This window comes from Clostridium acetobutylicum ATCC 824, from assembly GCF_000008765.1.
Classification (GTDB): Bacteria; Bacillota; Clostridia; order Clostridiales; family Clostridiaceae; genus Clostridium_S; species Clostridium_S acetobutylicum.
This window is the reverse complement of record NC_003030.1, coordinates 342,501-357,847: the sequence shown is the minus strand read 5'-3', so window position 1 is coordinate 357,847 and position 15,347 is coordinate 342,501. Positions and strand designations below refer to the sequence as shown.

Annotated in this window: 13 protein-coding genes, 2 tRNA genes and 3 rRNA genes (1 of these 18 only partly in view); 3 read left to right on the top strand and 15 right to left on the bottom strand. The window is 34.0% G+C overall.

Going from position 1 to position 15,347, the window contains the following annotated elements; genetic code table 11:
* Positions 1 to 148 precede the first annotated feature (148 nt).
* From CA_RS01745 to CA_RS01710, 8 genes are all read right to left on the bottom strand, one after another.
* Entirely contained in the window at positions 149 to 319 is a 171-nt protein-coding gene (locus CA_RS01745) for a DUF362 domain-containing protein (protein WP_010963626.1), read from the bottom strand.
* 115 nt (positions 320 to 434) lie between these two features.
* Complete coding sequence (locus tag CA_RS01740; RefSeq protein ID WP_010963625.1) at positions 435 to 638, bottom strand: heavy-metal-associated domain-containing protein; 204 nt, start codon at positions 636 to 638, stop codon at positions 435 to 437.
* 13 nt (positions 639 to 651) lie between these two features.
* Positions 652 to 1,563 (bottom strand): PSP1 domain-containing protein, encoded by a 912-nt coding sequence (locus tag CA_RS01735; RefSeq protein WP_010963624.1) that lies wholly within the window; start codon positions 1,561 to 1,563, stop codon positions 652 to 654.
* A 1-nt stretch (position 1,564) separates the two neighbouring features.
* Complete coding sequence (locus CA_RS01730; RefSeq protein WP_010963623.1) at positions 1,565 to 2,509, bottom strand: DNA polymerase III subunit delta'; 945 nt, start codon at positions 2,507 to 2,509, stop codon at positions 1,565 to 1,567.
* Between the two features lie 17 nt (positions 2,510 to 2,526).
* The gene (locus CA_RS01725; RefSeq protein ID WP_010963622.1) at positions 2,527 to 2,856 is read right to left on the bottom strand and encodes a cyclic-di-AMP receptor; all 330 of its coding nucleotides are present in this window, start codon (positions 2,854 to 2,856) and stop codon (positions 2,527 to 2,529) included.
* A 73-nt stretch (positions 2,857 to 2,929) separates the two neighbouring features.
* The gene (locus CA_RS01720) at positions 2,930 to 3,517 is read right to left on the bottom strand and encodes a guanylate kinase (protein ID WP_010963621.1); all 588 of its coding nucleotides are present in this window, start codon (positions 3,515 to 3,517) and stop codon (positions 2,930 to 2,932) included.
* Between the two features lie 18 nt (positions 3,518 to 3,535).
* Positions 3,536 to 4,981 (bottom strand): aminotransferase class I/II-fold pyridoxal phosphate-dependent enzyme, encoded by a 1,446-nt coding sequence (locus CA_RS01715; protein ID WP_010963620.1) that lies wholly within the window; start codon positions 4,979 to 4,981, stop codon positions 3,536 to 3,538.
* 23 nt (positions 4,982 to 5,004) lie between these two features.
* Entirely contained in the window at positions 5,005 to 5,220 is a 216-nt protein-coding gene (locus CA_RS01710; protein WP_010963619.1) for a sigma factor G inhibitor Gin, read from the bottom strand.
* Between the two features lie 196 nt (positions 5,221 to 5,416).
* Here CA_RS01710 and CA_RS01705 point away from each other — a divergent pair, with 196 nt between their 5' ends.
* From CA_RS01705 to CA_RS01695, 3 genes are all read left to right on the top strand, one after another.
* Positions 5,417 to 6,559 carry a M20 family metallopeptidase gene (locus tag CA_RS01705; protein WP_010963618.1) on the top strand — a complete coding sequence of 381 codons (1,143 nt, stop codon included), beginning with the start codon at positions 5,417 to 5,419 and terminating at the stop codon, positions 6,557 to 6,559.
* A gap of 120 nt (positions 6,560 to 6,679) precedes the next feature.
* Positions 6,680 to 7,627, top strand: a complete 948-nt coding sequence (locus tag CA_RS01700; RefSeq protein WP_010963617.1) for a magnesium transporter CorA family protein — start codon at positions 6,680 to 6,682, stop codon at positions 7,625 to 7,627.
* Between the two features lie 18 nt (positions 7,628 to 7,645).
* Positions 7,646 to 8,566: a S66 peptidase family protein gene (locus CA_RS01695; RefSeq protein ID WP_010963616.1), complete on the top strand. Its 921-nt coding sequence runs from the start codon at positions 7,646 to 7,648 to the stop codon at positions 8,564 to 8,566.
* A gap of 846 nt (positions 8,567 to 9,412) precedes the next feature.
* Here the strand turns inward: CA_RS01695 and CA_RS01690 are convergent.
* The 7 genes from CA_RS01690 to CA_RS01660 all read right to left on the bottom strand — a co-directional run.
* A complete protein-coding gene (locus CA_RS01690; RefSeq protein WP_010963615.1) occupies positions 9,413 to 9,637 on the bottom strand; it encodes a DUF3006 domain-containing protein in 225 nt (74 codons plus the stop codon).
* A complete protein-coding gene (locus CA_RS01685; protein ID WP_010963614.1) occupies positions 9,634 to 11,424 on the bottom strand; it encodes a bifunctional homocysteine S-methyltransferase/methylenetetrahydrofolate reductase in 1,791 nt (596 codons plus the stop codon). The genes CA_RS01690 and CA_RS01685 overlap by 4 nt, the downstream gene beginning before the upstream one ends.
* Positions 11,425 to 11,575: 151 nt before the next feature.
* A tRNA-Cys gene (locus tag CA_RS01680) sits at positions 11,576 to 11,649 on the bottom strand.
* Between the two features lie 12 nt (positions 11,650 to 11,661).
* Positions 11,662 to 11,737, bottom strand: a tRNA-Phe gene (locus CA_RS01675).
* Positions 11,738 to 11,744: 7 nt separating this feature from the next.
* Positions 11,745 to 11,861, bottom strand: a 5S ribosomal RNA gene (rrf, locus tag CA_RS01670).
* 74 nt (positions 11,862 to 11,935) lie between these two features.
* Positions 11,936 to 14,841, bottom strand: a 23S ribosomal RNA gene (locus tag CA_RS01665).
* A gap of 179 nt (positions 14,842 to 15,020) precedes the next feature.
* Positions 15,021 to 15,347, bottom strand: a 16S ribosomal RNA gene (locus CA_RS01660) (it continues 1,179 nt past the right edge of the window).
* Together the 16S, 23S and 5S rRNA genes with 2 tRNA genes alongside form the textbook arrangement of a ribosomal RNA operon.

The window sequence follows — 15,347 nt, the reverse complement described above, 5'->3', positions numbered from 1 at the left end:
TGATTAGTTTACAATTATATTTAAAGTTAGTTAAATAATTATCCTATATTTTAAAGGTATATATTATACAAAACTACAGCATATACTAAACTTAAAGTAAAATAAATAAAAAGTTCGCACTTTTTGTGCGAACTTTTTATTTATTTTATTACTCTTGAACTGGAGCTCCTACTGGGCAAACATTAGCACAGTTTCCACATTCAATGCATGTATCAGCATCAATTACGAATTGAGTATCTCCTTGGCTTATAGCGCTAACTGGACATTCTGAAGCACATGAACCACAACTAACACAAGCGTCTGTTATTTTATATGCCATACTAAATACACCTCCTTATCTTAATAGGCGTTAAATACTACACGTACATTGTAACATGATTTCGATAAATTTCAAACAATATTTATATAATTTTTAGGACACGTTGTATTGTACTTTAAATTATTATGTATCCTAATTTTTCTATTGAATCAATCATATCATCTATATTTAGGAGTCTATCATCGTAAATCACTTCAACTTCTAGCTTATCCCTATCTATATGAAATGCTATTATTCCTTCATTTCTAGATATGGAACCTCTAACCCTTGATATATCGCCTGAAGTAGTCATATTACTTATTTTTAAAACTGTCCTCATCTTTTAGTGCCTCCTAATCAGTCTTAAATAATTCTTTTACTTCTTTTGCGTCTACATCTTCAAGCTCTAGCTTTATTTGAGACTCATCTACATTTCCCTCATATGAACCAGATATCAGTTTTAAATCCTTTATATGAACTTCGGCTTCAGAAATTGATTCTCCGTCTTCTGCAGTAAATTTAATTTTAACAGCTTCTTTTATTATATTGTTATCTACAACTTCAGCCTTACCATACTCTTTTGTACTTACTATAGATCCAACTTTAGGCATTCTTTTTCTTATAGTTTCATAAGTTTCCTGCTCATAGTTCAAACAACACATGAGCCTTCCACACACTCCTGAAATTTTAGAAGGGTTAAGCGATAGGTTCTGTTCTTTGGCCATTTTTATTGAAACTGGTGCAAAATCACCTAAATAGAGGGCACAACACATAGGTCTTCCGCATACTCCAAAGCCACCTATCATTTTAGCTTCATCCCTTACCCCTATCTGTCTTAACTCAATCCTAGTTCTAAATACAGAAGCTAGGTCTTTAACAAGTTCTCTAAAGTCAACTCTACCTTCAGCTGTGAAGTAAAATATTATTTTATTATTATCAAAAGTATACTCTACATCTATTAATTTCATTACAAGTTCGTGCTTTTTTATTTTACTCAAGCAAATATTGAAAGCCTCTTTTTCCTTGTTCTTATTTTCTCTATATTTTATCTCGTCCTCATCTGTTGCTACTCTTATAACGCTTTTCAAAGGAGAAACTATACTCTCTTCCCCTACCTGCTTCAATCCTATAACACAATTACCGTATTCAATTCCTCTTGCTGTCTCAACTATAACGTCATCACCTTTGTTTATATTGAGATCCCCGGGAGAAAAGTAATATATCTTTCCTGCCTTTTTAAATCTCACTCCCACAACTGTTATCATATTAGACCTCCTGTATTTTAAACAACATTTCAACATAAGTTAAAGGCATATTAACATTTGTTTCTAAGTTTGACTGTCCATAATTAACAGCTTCTACCATTCTATTGAGCTGTTTCATGGAAAATTGACTAGCTATCTTCTTTATATCCTCAATTTTATCTAAATTTATCAAAAGTTCCTTGTTTCCTGTTTCCTTGTATACAAGTGCATCTCTTATATACAAAACAAAATAATTACAAATTTCACGCCACAATTTTTTATACTCAGAAAGCTGATTTGCAGCATCCACAATATCTTTGGGATTAAGCTTTTTTATATTTAAAATAGCATTTATGACCATATTCCTTATCTCTTTTAAGGATTTATCATTTAAAAAATCATCCACCTTGCCAGGAATACCGTCACTAAATGCTAATAATGTTCTCATCTCATCTTCATTTGTTACATTATAGGTACCACTTATAAACTTTCTCATTTCGTGTTCATCAAGACGATTTAGCTTATAAATTTGACACCTTGATCTTACAGTATCAAGAACCCTACCCTGAGACTGACACAATAATATTATATATACACCTAAAGGAGGCTCTTCTATTGTTTTTAAAAAGGCATTTTGGCCTTGAATAGTCATATAATCCATATCATGAACTACTATTAGTTTATTATTGCCTTCATATGGTTTTTTATTTACTTCTTCTATTATTTTCCTAACTTGATCTACAGATATGCTTTTTTTATCATTTAATATTTTCCACTCTATTAAATCTGCGTATTCCTTTATCTCAGTCTTATTTAAAAGCTTTGCAGCAATTTCTTTTGCTACAATACTCTTTCCTATGCCATCTTCTCCACATAACATAATTGCATGTGGAAAACGTTTATTTTTAACTAATTCATCAAATTGTTTTCTAACAGCTTCATGTCCAAATATATTTTCAAATTTCATGGAGACTTCTTCCTCTATTATATTTTAATAAATTTATCAACATCCACCACAAATATAGTTGCACCACCAACCTCAACATCAATTGGATAAGGCACATATACTCCTGTGGAACCTGCAACTGGAGAAGGTGATGTTACAACTTGCTGACGCGTTTTGCATACATCTTCTATTGTTTCTATAACACCATCTACTGCCTTTTCTTCAACTCCTATCATTAATGTGGTATTACCTGCCTTTAGAAATCCACCTGTAGTAGCTAACTTAGTTACTCTTAATCCTTTGTCTGTTAAAACGTCAATTAACTCACCCGCGTCATCATCTTGAACAATACATATAACTAATTTCATTTTACCCCTCCTTTTATAATCTTTATATTTATTTTAACACATTTTTATGTAAATTCTATGTTTTTAGATACATTTAAATATTCTCATTGATATCGTTTTTTATTTCACAAAGACACTTTTCAAGATCATAATTATTATAATATTTTTTAATTCCGCATTCCTTCAATTTTTCTTCACTAAAGTCATTATTATCAGCCAAAAATCTCCTACACACTTCCTCATAATTTGGATTGTGTTGACCCTTCTCTCTTTTTAATGCTCTTTCAAGTCTTATGCCATCATCAACATTTATATAAAAAGGCATGATCCTATTCTCTCCAAAATAATTTCTTATGCTCTTATATGCCTCAAGCGTTGTTATAAGTATATAATTCCCACTTTCAAAATCAATTTGTCCATCATCAATGGTGGAGTAATGCCACTTCCCCATTACTGTACTGTAGGTCCTTTTTTCTATTATTTTTCCCATACTTTCGTATTCATTTAATTTTTTTTCATCAATAAAATAATATTCAACACCATCTTTTTCCTTATCCCTTTTAGGTCTTGTAGTATATGTCACTATAGGTTTTAGTTTCATACTATCATCATCTCTGAGTTTTTTAAATATGGTATCCTTACCTGAATTACTTTTACCAAACAAACAAAATATTTTGCCCATTATATTCCTCCAAATTACTTAATCTTCACAAACTACATCTATGGTAATTTCTTTATTTCGATTTTCAATTCCTAAAACTGTAATGTTATCTTTAACAGCTTTCAATATAATATCAACAACATTTTCATTTATTACTTCTCCTGGCATAATCACCGGTATTCCAGGTGGATATGGCACTAATGCTTTTTTACACACTTTTCCCACACTATCTTTAATATTGATCTTTTCACTTTCTAAATTCAATACCTCATACGGGGCAAATTTATTTTCTGGCATAGATGACAAAAGCACAGATACCTTATTATCGTCATTTAATTTTATAATATTGCATTTTCTAAGTGTATTATATAAGTTTTGTAACTGCAATTCTCCGTCAAATGGTGAACAAATTAAAACAACATTTCTATGATCGCACATTTCAGGTTGTATTCTATTTTCTTTTAAATACGTATATAATTTAAACCCACTGCAACCATCCTCTACATTGATAACTAATCTTGTTGCATCAAAATTAAGCACCTTACCATTTATCCTTAAATCACTCTTACCTAATACATGCAATCCATTGATTTCATTAATCTTTTTTGAATACTTTATACATAAATCTACCAGGTTATCATAATCATGCTTTCCTCTTTCCTCAAGATAGCATCTAGCATAATCCATTGAGCTCATAAACATATACGATGGGCTTGTACTCAAAAATGAACTTACATAAAAATCAACTTTGCTTTCCTCGACATCTCCACATAAATGAAGAAATGCAGTTTGTGTGAAACTCGGAAGCGTTTTATGACAACTCATAACAACCATATCTGCTCCTAACTTAACAGCACTTTCTGGTAACTTCTCTGATATACCAAAATGAGCGCCATGAGCAGAGTCAACTAATACCTTCATATTATATTTTTTTGCCTCTCTCACTATAGCTTCAAGGTCACAGCATACTCCATAGTAATTAGGATATGTAAGTATTATCCCTTTTGCATCCATATTTTCTCTTATAATCTTGAAAAAATACTCCTCATCTATAGATAAAGGAGCATTTATATCCTCGTCAAAGTAATTTTTTATATACACAGGATTAAGCTTCCTAAGTATAATTCCATTAAATATAGATTTATGGCAATTTCTTTCAACTATTACCTTGTCTCCCTCATTAAAACATGAAAATATCATAGCGAGATTACCACTTGTACTTCCGTTAACAAGAAAATATGATTTTTTACTTTCATATAAATCTCTAAGTCTCTCTTCTGATTCCTTGATAATTCCTTGAGGATCATGTAAGTTATCAAGTCCATCAACTTCTGTTAAATCTATCTTTATGATATTTTCATATAAGCTTCTGCCACCTTCGCTATTTGCGAATCCTCTGCCTCCCTTATGCCCTGGAGTGCAAAACAGATTATTCTTTTCACTTATATATTTCATTATTCCATCTATGATTGGTGTCTTAGACAATATTAACACACTTCCTTATAATATCATGGAGTTTTTATACATTCATATGCTCCAATTTTATATCGTCTTCTCTCATTGTGAATTATTCTAACTTTTATGCATTTTTTGTAATACTCATAAAAATCATTTCCACATTGTAGCTTAACTAATCTCTTTTCACAGCTTTTACAAATACCTTTTCCATTTATTATTATACCATCTTTTAGAGGCTTTCTGCATATAATGCAAGTTTTTTTCATAGATTACACCCCCTATGAATGAAATGTAGTGGTCTATTTAAACATACTAATCTTTAATCACTATAACCTGTATATTATATTTTATTCACTATACTGCTGAATTTTATTTTGTCCAAAATATTTTTTTAATATATTTTTAATTTTAAGTCAACAATAAAGAAAGTACTGAAAAACTCATAATAAGAGGTGATTAAACTTGAAACAAGAAATGCTTTCATTTTTAAGTACAATCGATAGCGCACTTTATGATCTCACACGTTATCTATACGATAACCCTGAAGAAAGCTTTCATGAATATAAATCCTATAGCTATATAACAAAGCTTTTAGAATCTTATAACTTTACTAATATTAAAAATTACTTAGATATAAACACAGCTTTTTTATCCCAGTTTGGAGAAGGACATCCAAAAATATGTTTCATATGTGAATATGATGCAGATGTTAATTATGGTCATATATATGGATATAATGCTAAAACTACTATTTCTGTTGCAGCTGCTCTTATGCTTTCACATGTTATTCCTAAGGTTGGTGGAAGTGTTATATTATTAGGTTGTCCAGGTGAATTTAAACGCGGATCAAAGACAACAATGTTTAAGCAGGGTACCTTTGAAGATATGGATGCAGTTTTAACCGTTCAACCACATACTGTGACTGCAGAAAGCGGTACCTCTATAGCCTCACTACCTTTAAGTCTAATTTTATCAAAAACTAATAATTTAACTAATACAAATGATTCATCCTCCTCCTTTAATACAGCTTTAATTATTTTCAATACTCTAAATCATTTAATAAATATATCCCAATATAAATCATGCATAGATAATCTCAGTTTATCAAGTTTAGTTAATTCAGAGTCTAAAAGTTCTGAGATAACTTTTACTCTAAAATCTTCATCTTCTGAAAATATACTCGGAAAGCAAGATAAAATTAAAGAGTTCATAATGGGATTATGTAATCTAGTATCCATCGAATCCGAATTACATATTAAGGATACTCCCTGCAAAGAGCTTATATCTAATGCCACTCTTTCAAGGCTTTTTTCTCACAACTTAAAAGAAAGCGAAATAATAAATATAAATGGAGTTAAAAATCTCTCTTCTTGTCTAAGCCTTGGAATTGTAAGTCATGAAATACCGTGCATACATCCATATGTATCATTAACGAAAGATTCTTCAATAAAATATGGAACAAAGGCTTTTTCAGATGAAACAATTACTCCTTATGCTCATAATATAATTATGAAGTCCTCAAAAGCATTAGCTCTTACAGCTCTTGATTTAATAGAAAATAACAGTCTTTTATTCGAAGCAAAAAGTGAACTAAATCATAAATAAGAACTTACTCATTGAATTTATGACTTCTCAGCAGTTATAATATATCTATAACTATAATTGAATTAAAGAAGGGAGGCACTGTACAAATAATATTTAAAACTTTGTACAGGACCAATAAACATGATATCCATTTATAAAAGCGTCGATTTCAATAATCCATCAAAGCTTGAAAGACTTGAAAACGTAGAACCAGGCTGTTGGATAAACGTAACAGCACCAACTAAACAAGAGTTAATGCTTATACAGAAAAAAACAAATGTTCCAATGGATTTTCTAAACGCCGCAATGGATGATGAGGAGACTTCTAGATTAGAAATAGAAGATAATAACATTTTAATTATTGTTGATATACCTTTTACTGAAATGGAAGACAACTCTTTATCCTATGATACTTATCCCCTTGCTATAATACACACTGAAAAAGAAATAATAACAATCTGCCTTAAGAATAGTAAAGTATTATCTGATTTTATAGAGGGAAAAGTTAAAACTTTCTTTACCTTTAAACGTTCAAGATTTATATTACAAATATTGTATAAGGTAGCAACCTATTATCTCTTATATCTTAGACAAATTGACAAGAAAAGTCTTATGGTAGAAAAGCATCTTCATAAATCTTTAAAGAATAAAGAACTCATACAGCTTTTATCACTTGAAAAATCACTTGTGTATTTTTCAACCTCACTTAAATCAAATGAAATTACTCTAGAGAAAATGCTTAAATTAGAAGTAATGCAAAAATATACTGATGATCAAGATGTACTTGAGGATGTAATTATTGAAAACAAACAGGCTATTGAAATGGCAAGTATATATAGTGATATACTAAGTGGCACTATGGATGCCTTTGCTTCAATAATATCAAACAACCTAAATGTAGTAATAAAATTTTTAACATCAGTAACAATAATTTTATCTATACCTACAATGATTTCTAATCTATTCGCCATGAACATAGCTGGAATTCCTCTAGCAACTTATAGATATGGCTTTTGGGTGATATGCGGCCTTATGGCAATAATATCAGGTATAACAGGTATATTCTTATATAAAAAGAATACTTTTTAAACTAAGAGGGTGATAATTTTGTTAGGTAAGAAACTTAAAACTGGAGATACCATAGGAATTATATCTCCATCAAGTCCTGAAAATCCTAAATCTATTGAAAAAGCTATTAATTTTTTTGAAAATCGTGGTTTTAAAATAAAGCTTGGCAAACACGTTTATGATAAGCGTGGCTACCTTGCTGGTGAAGATAAAGATAGAGCAAATGATATTATGGACATGTTTAAAGATGATACTGTTGATATGATTTTATGTGTACGAGGCGGATACGGTTCCATGAGAACCTTACCATATATAGATTTCGAAGTTATACGAAACAATCCTAAAATATTTGTGGGCTTTAGTGACATAACCTCATTTTTAAACACTTTCTATTCTAAATCTGGCCTTGTAACCTTTCATGGTCCTATGTTTACTTCTAACTTCGATGATAAATATACTATTGATTCGTTCTTTAACACACTAATGAACGGAGACGTCCCTTATAGAATATTGAATCCTAGTAGCATTGAATTAAGTTGTGCTGTAGAAGGCGAGGCTAAAGGACACTTGGTTGGAGGCAACCTATCGCTAATAAGCAACACCTTAGGAACTCCTTACGAAATTGATTTTAAAAACAATATTTTATTTATAGAAGACGTTCATGAAGAACCTTATGCTATAGATAGAATGCTAACTCATATTGAGCTTTCTGGAAAACTTAAGACTTGTAGTGGTTTTATATTAGGTCAATTCAAAAATTGCACTTTACCTCACTATGAGAGAAGTTTAACTCTTGAAGAGGTTTTTAAGGACAAAATCTTCAGCTTAAATAAACCTACTTTAACACACTTTATGAGTGGACATGATTATCCAAAATTAACTTTACCAATAGGTGTTCCCATATACATGAACTCAACTCAGAAGGTATTACAAATAACTCATCCTGTTGTATCAAAATAAAAATTATAGAAAAACCAGTTTCTAATGTTGAGCTGGTTTCCCTATATTTATTAATTTACTATATTTGTCTTATACCATATTTTTAACGATTTCAACACTTCTTTGTTACAATAAACCAATTATATCTTTAATCCCCAGGTTAAATATAAAGCTTTATCCCCAACACTAGTTTTTTTAATATAGCTCTCTTTCATACCATGACAAGTATAAACGACCTTACGTAAATCACCTCCATTACATTTTTAACCATAAAATTTCTCAATACTCAATTAGTTGATATTAAAAAAACCATAATCGAAAGAAATAAAATACTATGAAACAATATATGTATTTTGTTTCATAGTATTTTGCATATTTTTAGGTATATGCTTTATTTCTAGACAATACTATGGTAAGTGATTTTATTATGCATGCAAAATATAATGAAACGTTTTTTTATAATTTCATAACAAAATAATATCATATAATAATGCAGTATTTTAAACATATTTCAACAAAAGTATATTAAAAATATATTTTTACTATCTGTTGGAAAATTAAAGTATAAGTGATATAATAAATACTAATATGAAACAAAATACATATATTGTTTCATTTTTTATGTGTTAATATGTAGTTTTAATGCATATTAATTACATTACTTTTATTATTGATGCTATATTATTTCTAATATATGCCACTTATTACATTCTTTTTACATATACTACTTGTTTTTTACTTCTTTTTCTTCTATAAAAATACAATTTACACGAAATAAAAAAATTAAATTACATATACAAATTTAATTTTTTTATAGATATTATTGTAAAGAACGCTCACTCTAATTTTCTATGTTAAGGTTGTTATTTACGTAAATAGATCTTTCATAATCTCTTCTATTTCTCTTTTTCTTTTAATAGTTTCTTCGAAATTAATCGTAATGCTACCATCATCATTGAAATTTAAAACAGTACCCTCTTTTGCATTCTGAGGAATCCTTTTTCTTAGAATATTGATTATTTTTCTATCTTGCTTTTCACAAACAGCAAATTCGTCCTCAAATCTATCTATGACAGCTTTAATAAAAATCACTTCCTAACATTTTCGAGTATTTTCATTACCATACCGATTCTATTAAATGGTGTAACAATATATATACCATCTACATAGTTCCTAATTTTAGCTATAAGTTCCCTAGCTAAATTTACTCCCACTTCTTCTGCCTCTTGTCTTGTCATATCCACACTAAATCTCTCAATATATTCTTTAGGTATATCAACTCCGAAGAGCTCGTTATTTATAAACTGAATATTTCTATAACTTACTATAGGGAGAACTCCTCCTATAATTTTTATATTTCTATCTTTCTTAAGCTTAGCTAAGAACTCAATAGTCTCTTCTTTAAATATAGGTTGAGTTAGAAAAAATGTACCTCCATTTTCTACTTTCTTTAGCATCCTTGTTACTTCAACTTCCTTATTCAATACATTCAAATTAAGTGCTCCACCTATACTTATCTTATCTTCCTTAAATGTTTCTTTATTCATTTCACTTATAAGATTCATAAGCTTATATGAATTTAAATTAAAAACACTTTTAGTATTAACCTTATCAATTCCCGTAACTGGATCTCCAGTTATAGCAAGTATATTCCTTATTCCTTCTATGTGTGCTGCAAGTAAACTTGACCTTATTGCATTTACATTCTTATCTCTACAACATATATGCGGCATAACTTCTATTCCTAGTTCTCTTTTAATTTTAGATGCAATCATTACTGAATCCACTCTAACTTTTGACATTGGTGAATCTGCAATGGTTACAAGATCTATGTTATTTTGCTTGCATACCTTAGCTGCATACATAATCTTATCTATATTTGTATCAAATGGAGGGTCTAATTCAACAACTATAGGAAATTCACCTTTATCTAATTTTTCAGTAAAACTATTCTTCTTTTTATAATTATTTATACCCTTATTTTTTTTTATTTCTATTTCTTCTATGTTAATTAGATTTTCTTTTAAATTACTTACCATTTTTTCTATATGTTTTGGTGTAGTTCCACAGCATCCCCCTACTATTTTAACTCCTCTGTTTTTAATCATTGACATTTTATCTGCAAAATAATCAGGATTGTCTACATATACCATGCGTTCATTAATTATTTCAGGATATCCTGCATTAGGAAGTGTCGATATTATATCTCCATATATATCTAATCCCTTTATTATATTATATAAATGTGCTGGCCCAGATCCACAATTAAATCCATATGCATCTATACTCCCAATAGCTTTTATCTTATTTACAATACTATTTACACTAATACCCTCTCTTGTAAAACCATCTTGCATAATTGCAAACTGAGCCAAGATAAATGCATTCTTGTTCTTTCTCTTTATATATTGAAAAACCTCTTTCAAACAATCTATACTACTTAATGTTTCAAATACAAAAATATCTGCTCCCAAATTCATAAAAATATCTACTACAAATTTATATTCTTCTATTATGTACTCCACTGGTTTCTCTATTTCAAATTTGTTAATAGGTCCTATATCTGCAGCTATAAAAATCTCCTTACCTTCTGCTGCCTTTCTAGCTATCATATACCCTTTAGTTATTATATTTTCTAATTCTGTCTTCGATATATCCATAGTTAAAGTATTTGCTGAAAATGTATTTGTTCTAATAAGTTTAGCTCCCGACTTTATATACTCTTTATGGATATTAAGTATTACTTCTGGATTAGTTAAATTAGCAAATTCACAAAAATTATTATAATCTCCAGTGGTTTTAGAATAATATGTTCCCATTGCCCCATCCGTAACTAAAACATTATTTTTTATATATTCACGTATCACTGTATTCACCATCCACACCTATAAATTATATTACTTATATTCTAACATACAGTTCAATCTTTTTATACTTCATTATATTATTTACATAAAATAAAAGTGGTTTACATATACAACTTATAGAATAAGTTATATATGTAAACCACTTTAAAACCATTTATATAATTGGAGGCGCCACCCAGATTTGAACTGGGGATAAAGGTTTTGCAGACCTCTGCCTTACCACTTGGCTATAGCGCCAAAACTAAATAATGGTGGCCAGACCAGGAATCGAACCAGGGACACGAGGATTTTCAGTCCTCTGCTCTACCGACTGAGCTATCTGGCCAAACATTACCCGGCAATGACCTACTGTCCCACAGGGCTGCCCCTGCAGTACCATCGGCGCTTTGGTTCTTAACCTTCGTGTTCGGTATGGGAACGGGTGTTACAACCAAGCTATGGTCACCGGATTAATTTATTTAGTTTTCGAAAGTACTTTGTACTTTCAAAATTGCATAGTAATCTTAATATATTTACTTTTATATTGGTCAAGCCCTCGACCTATTAGTATCAGTCAGCTTAAAATGTTACCATTCTTACACCTCTGACCTATCACCTGTTGTTCTTACAGGGGTCTTACTAACTTATGTTATGGGAAATCTAATCTTGAGGTGGGCTTCACGCTTAGATGCCTTCAGCGTTTATCCCTTCCCGACATAGCTACCCAGCCGTGCCTTTGGTAAGACAACTGGTACACCAGAGGTCAGTCCATCCCGGTCCTCTCGTACTAAGGACAGCTCCTCTCAAATTTCCTTCGCCCGCGACGGATAGGGACCGAACTGTCTCACGACGTTCTGAACCCAGCTCGCGTGCCGCTTTAATGGGCGAACAGCCCAACCCTTGGGACCTACTTCAGCCCCAGGATGCGACGAGCCGACATCGAGGTGCCAAACCTCCCCGTCGATGTGGACTCTTGGGGGAGATCAGCCTGTTATCCCCGAGGTAGCTTTTATCCGTTGAGCGATGACCCTCCCACGAGGTGTCACCGGATCACTAAGCCCGACTTTCGTCTCTGCTCCACTTGTTTGTGTCGCAGTCAGGCTCCCTTCTGCCTTTGCACTCTACGCGCGGTTTCCAACCGCGCTGAGGGAACCTTTGGGCGCCTCCGTTACTTTTTAGGAGGCGACCGCCCCAGTCAAACTGCCCTCCTAGCTATGTCCCGTGACCAGTTTCATGGCCTCCGGTTAGAACCCCAGTACTGTCAGGGTGGTATCCCAAAGACGACTCCACAATCCCTGACGGAACTGCTTCCAAGTCTCCCACCTATTCTGTACAGACAATACCGAGATTCAATGCTAAGATACAGTAAAGCTCTACGGGGTCTTTCCGTCCAATCGCGGGTAGCAAGCATCTTCACTTGCACTACAATTTCGCCGGATTTGCTGTTGAGACAGTGCCCAAATCATTACGCCATTCGTGCGGGTCGGAACTTACCCGACAAGGAATTTCGCTACCTTAGGACCGTTATAGTTACGGCCGCCGTTTACTGGGGCTTAAGTTCATGCCTTCGCTTGCGCTAAGCATTCCCCTTAACCTTCCAGCACCGGGCAGGCGTCAGCTCCTATACTTCAGCTTTCGCTTTAGCAGAAACCTGTGTTTTTGATAAACAGTTGCTTGGGCCTATTCTCTGCGACCTACTCTCGTAGGCACCCCTTCTCCCGAAGTTACGGGGTCAATTTGCCGAGTTCCTTAACAGCAATTCTTCCGATGGTCTTAGGATTCTCTCCTCACCTACCTGTGTCGGTTTGCGGTACGGGCACAGAACTCCTGGATAGAGACTTTTCTTGGCAGCATGAAATCAGATATTTCGGTAGTAAACTACCTCACCATTACACCCCAGACTTAACGAAAGACGGATTTTCCTATCTTTCATCCTCAGTGCTTAGGCGTACTTCCAATAACGTACGCATATCCTATCCTCCTGCGTCATCCCATTTCTCATAACGTTACTCTGCGGTATCGGAATATCAACCGATTGTCCATCACCTACGCCTTTCGGCCTCGGCTTAGGTCCCGACTTACCCTGGGCGGACAAACCTTCCCCAGGAAACCTTAGGTTTTCGACCACTAAGATTCTCACTTAGTTCTCGCTACTTATGCCAGCATACTCTCTCCTGTACAGTCCACCGCTCCTTTCGGTACGACTTCAGCCCATACAGGATGCTCCTCTACCACTTGTACGAAGTACAAGTTCACAGCTTCGGTGTTAGATTTTAGCCCCGGACATTTTCGGCGCAGGATCTCTTGACTAGTGAGCTATTACGCACTCTTTTAATGTATGGCTGCTTCTGAGCCAACATCCTAGTTGTCTTAGAAATCCCACATCCTTTACCACTTAATCTATACTTTGGGACCTTAGCTGGTGATCTGGGCTGTTTCCCTTTTGACTACGGATCTTATCATTCGCAGTCTGACTACCATGATTCAAGTATCCAGCATTCGGAGTTTGATAAAGTTCGGTAACTGTTGTCAGCCCCTACCTCATTCAGTGCTCTACCTCCGGTACTCATTCATGGCGCTAGCCCTAAAGCTATTTCGAGGAGAACCAGCTATATCCGAGTTCGATTGGAATTTCTCCCCTATCCACAGCTCATCCCATGGTTTTTCAACACCATTGTGGTTCGGGCCTCCACGGAATTTTACTTCCGCTTCACCCTGGCCATGGATAGGTCACCCGGTTTCGGGTCTACAGCATGCAACTATACGCCCTATTCAGACTTGGTTTCCCTTCGGCTGCGCACCTTAAGTGCTTAACCTTGCTGCATACCGTAACTCGCTGGCTCGTTCTACAAAAAGCACATCATCACACATTAACGTGTTTTGATCGGTTGTGGACACACGGTTTCAGGTTCTATTTCACTCCCCTCCTGGGGTTCTTTTCACCTTTCCCTCACGGTACTTCTTCACTATCGGTCACTAGGTAGTATTTAGCCTTGGGAGGTGGTCCTCCCAGCTTCCCACAAGGTTTCACGTGTCTCGTGGTACTCTGGTACAGATCGGGCTTTTTTCTCTTTTTACCTACAGGACTATTACCTTCTATGGTTTAACTTTCCAGAAATCTTCGGTTAAGATATAAAGCCTTAATGATCTGACCGCAACCCCGGAAACAAGTTTCCGGTTTGGGCTCTTTCCGTTTCGCTCGCCGCTACTAAGGAAATCGATTTTTCTTTCTCTTCCTCCAGGTACTTAGATGTTTCAGTTCCCCGGGTTTACCTCTATATACCTATGAATTCAGTATACAGTTCATGGGGTTACCCATGAGAGTTTCCTCATTCGGAAATCTTCGGTTCACAGGCTATTTGCGCCTACCCGAAGCTTATCGCAGCTTATCACGTCCTTCATCGGCTCCTAGGGCCAAGGCATTCACCATGCGCCCTTTGTAGCTTGACCTTAAGTAAATATATTTAAATTCAAACAACAAAGAATTAACTTTGCCTTGCTTTAGAGTATTACTCTATATTGATTACTATGCAATTTTCAAAGTACAAATTAGAGAGAATTAAACTCTCAAAATTAAACAGAGAACAAAGAACCTTCATGGAAATTACATTTCCATGTCGACTCCTTAGAAAGGAGGTGATCCAGCCGCAGGTTCTCCTACGGCTACCTTGTTACGACTTCACCCCAATTATCAACCCCACCTTCGACCGCTGGTTCCAAAAGGTTACCTCACGGGCTTCGGGTGTTGCCGACTCTCATGGTGTGACGGGCGGTGTGTACAAGACCCGGGAACGTATTCACCGCGACATTCTGATTCGCGATTACTAGCAACTCCGGCTTCATGTAGGCGAGTTTCAGCCTACAATCCGAACTGGGATAGGGTTTTGAGTTTTGCTCCACCTTGCGGTATTGCATCTTTTTGTCCCCACCATTGTAGCACGTGTGTAGCCCTAGAC

Coding starts and splice junctions, on each gene's coding strand:
- CA_RS01725 (WP_010963622.1), bottom strand. CDS start 2,856: ATGAAATTAGTTATATGTATTGTTCAAGATGATGACGCGGGTGAGTTA.
- CA_RS01730 (WP_010963623.1), bottom strand. CDS start 2,509: ATGAAATTTGAAAATATATTTGGACATGAAGCTGTTAGAAAACAATTT.
- CA_RS01700 (WP_010963617.1), top strand. CDS start 6,680: ATGATATCCATTTATAAAAGCGTCGATTTCAATAATCCATCAAAGCTT.
- CA_RS01740 (WP_010963625.1), bottom strand. CDS start 638: ATGAGGACAGTTTTAAAAATAAGTAATATGACTACTTCAGGCGATATA.
- CA_RS01710 (WP_010963619.1), bottom strand. CDS start 5,220: ATGAAAAAAACTTGCATTATATGCAGAAAGCCTCTAAAAGATGGTATA.
- CA_RS01720 (WP_010963621.1), bottom strand. CDS start 3,517: ATGGGCAAAATATTTTGTTTGTTTGGTAAAAGTAATTCAGGTAAGGAT.
- CA_RS01745 (WP_010963626.1), bottom strand. CDS start 319: ATGGCATATAAAATAACAGACGCTTGTGTTAGTTGTGGTTCATGTGCT.
- CA_RS01685 (WP_010963614.1), bottom strand. CDS start 11,424: ATGGTGAATACAGTGATACGTGAATATATAAAAAATAATGTTTTAGTT.
- CA_RS01735 (WP_010963624.1), bottom strand. CDS start 1,563: ATGATAACAGTTGTGGGAGTGAGATTTAAAAAGGCAGGAAAGATATAT.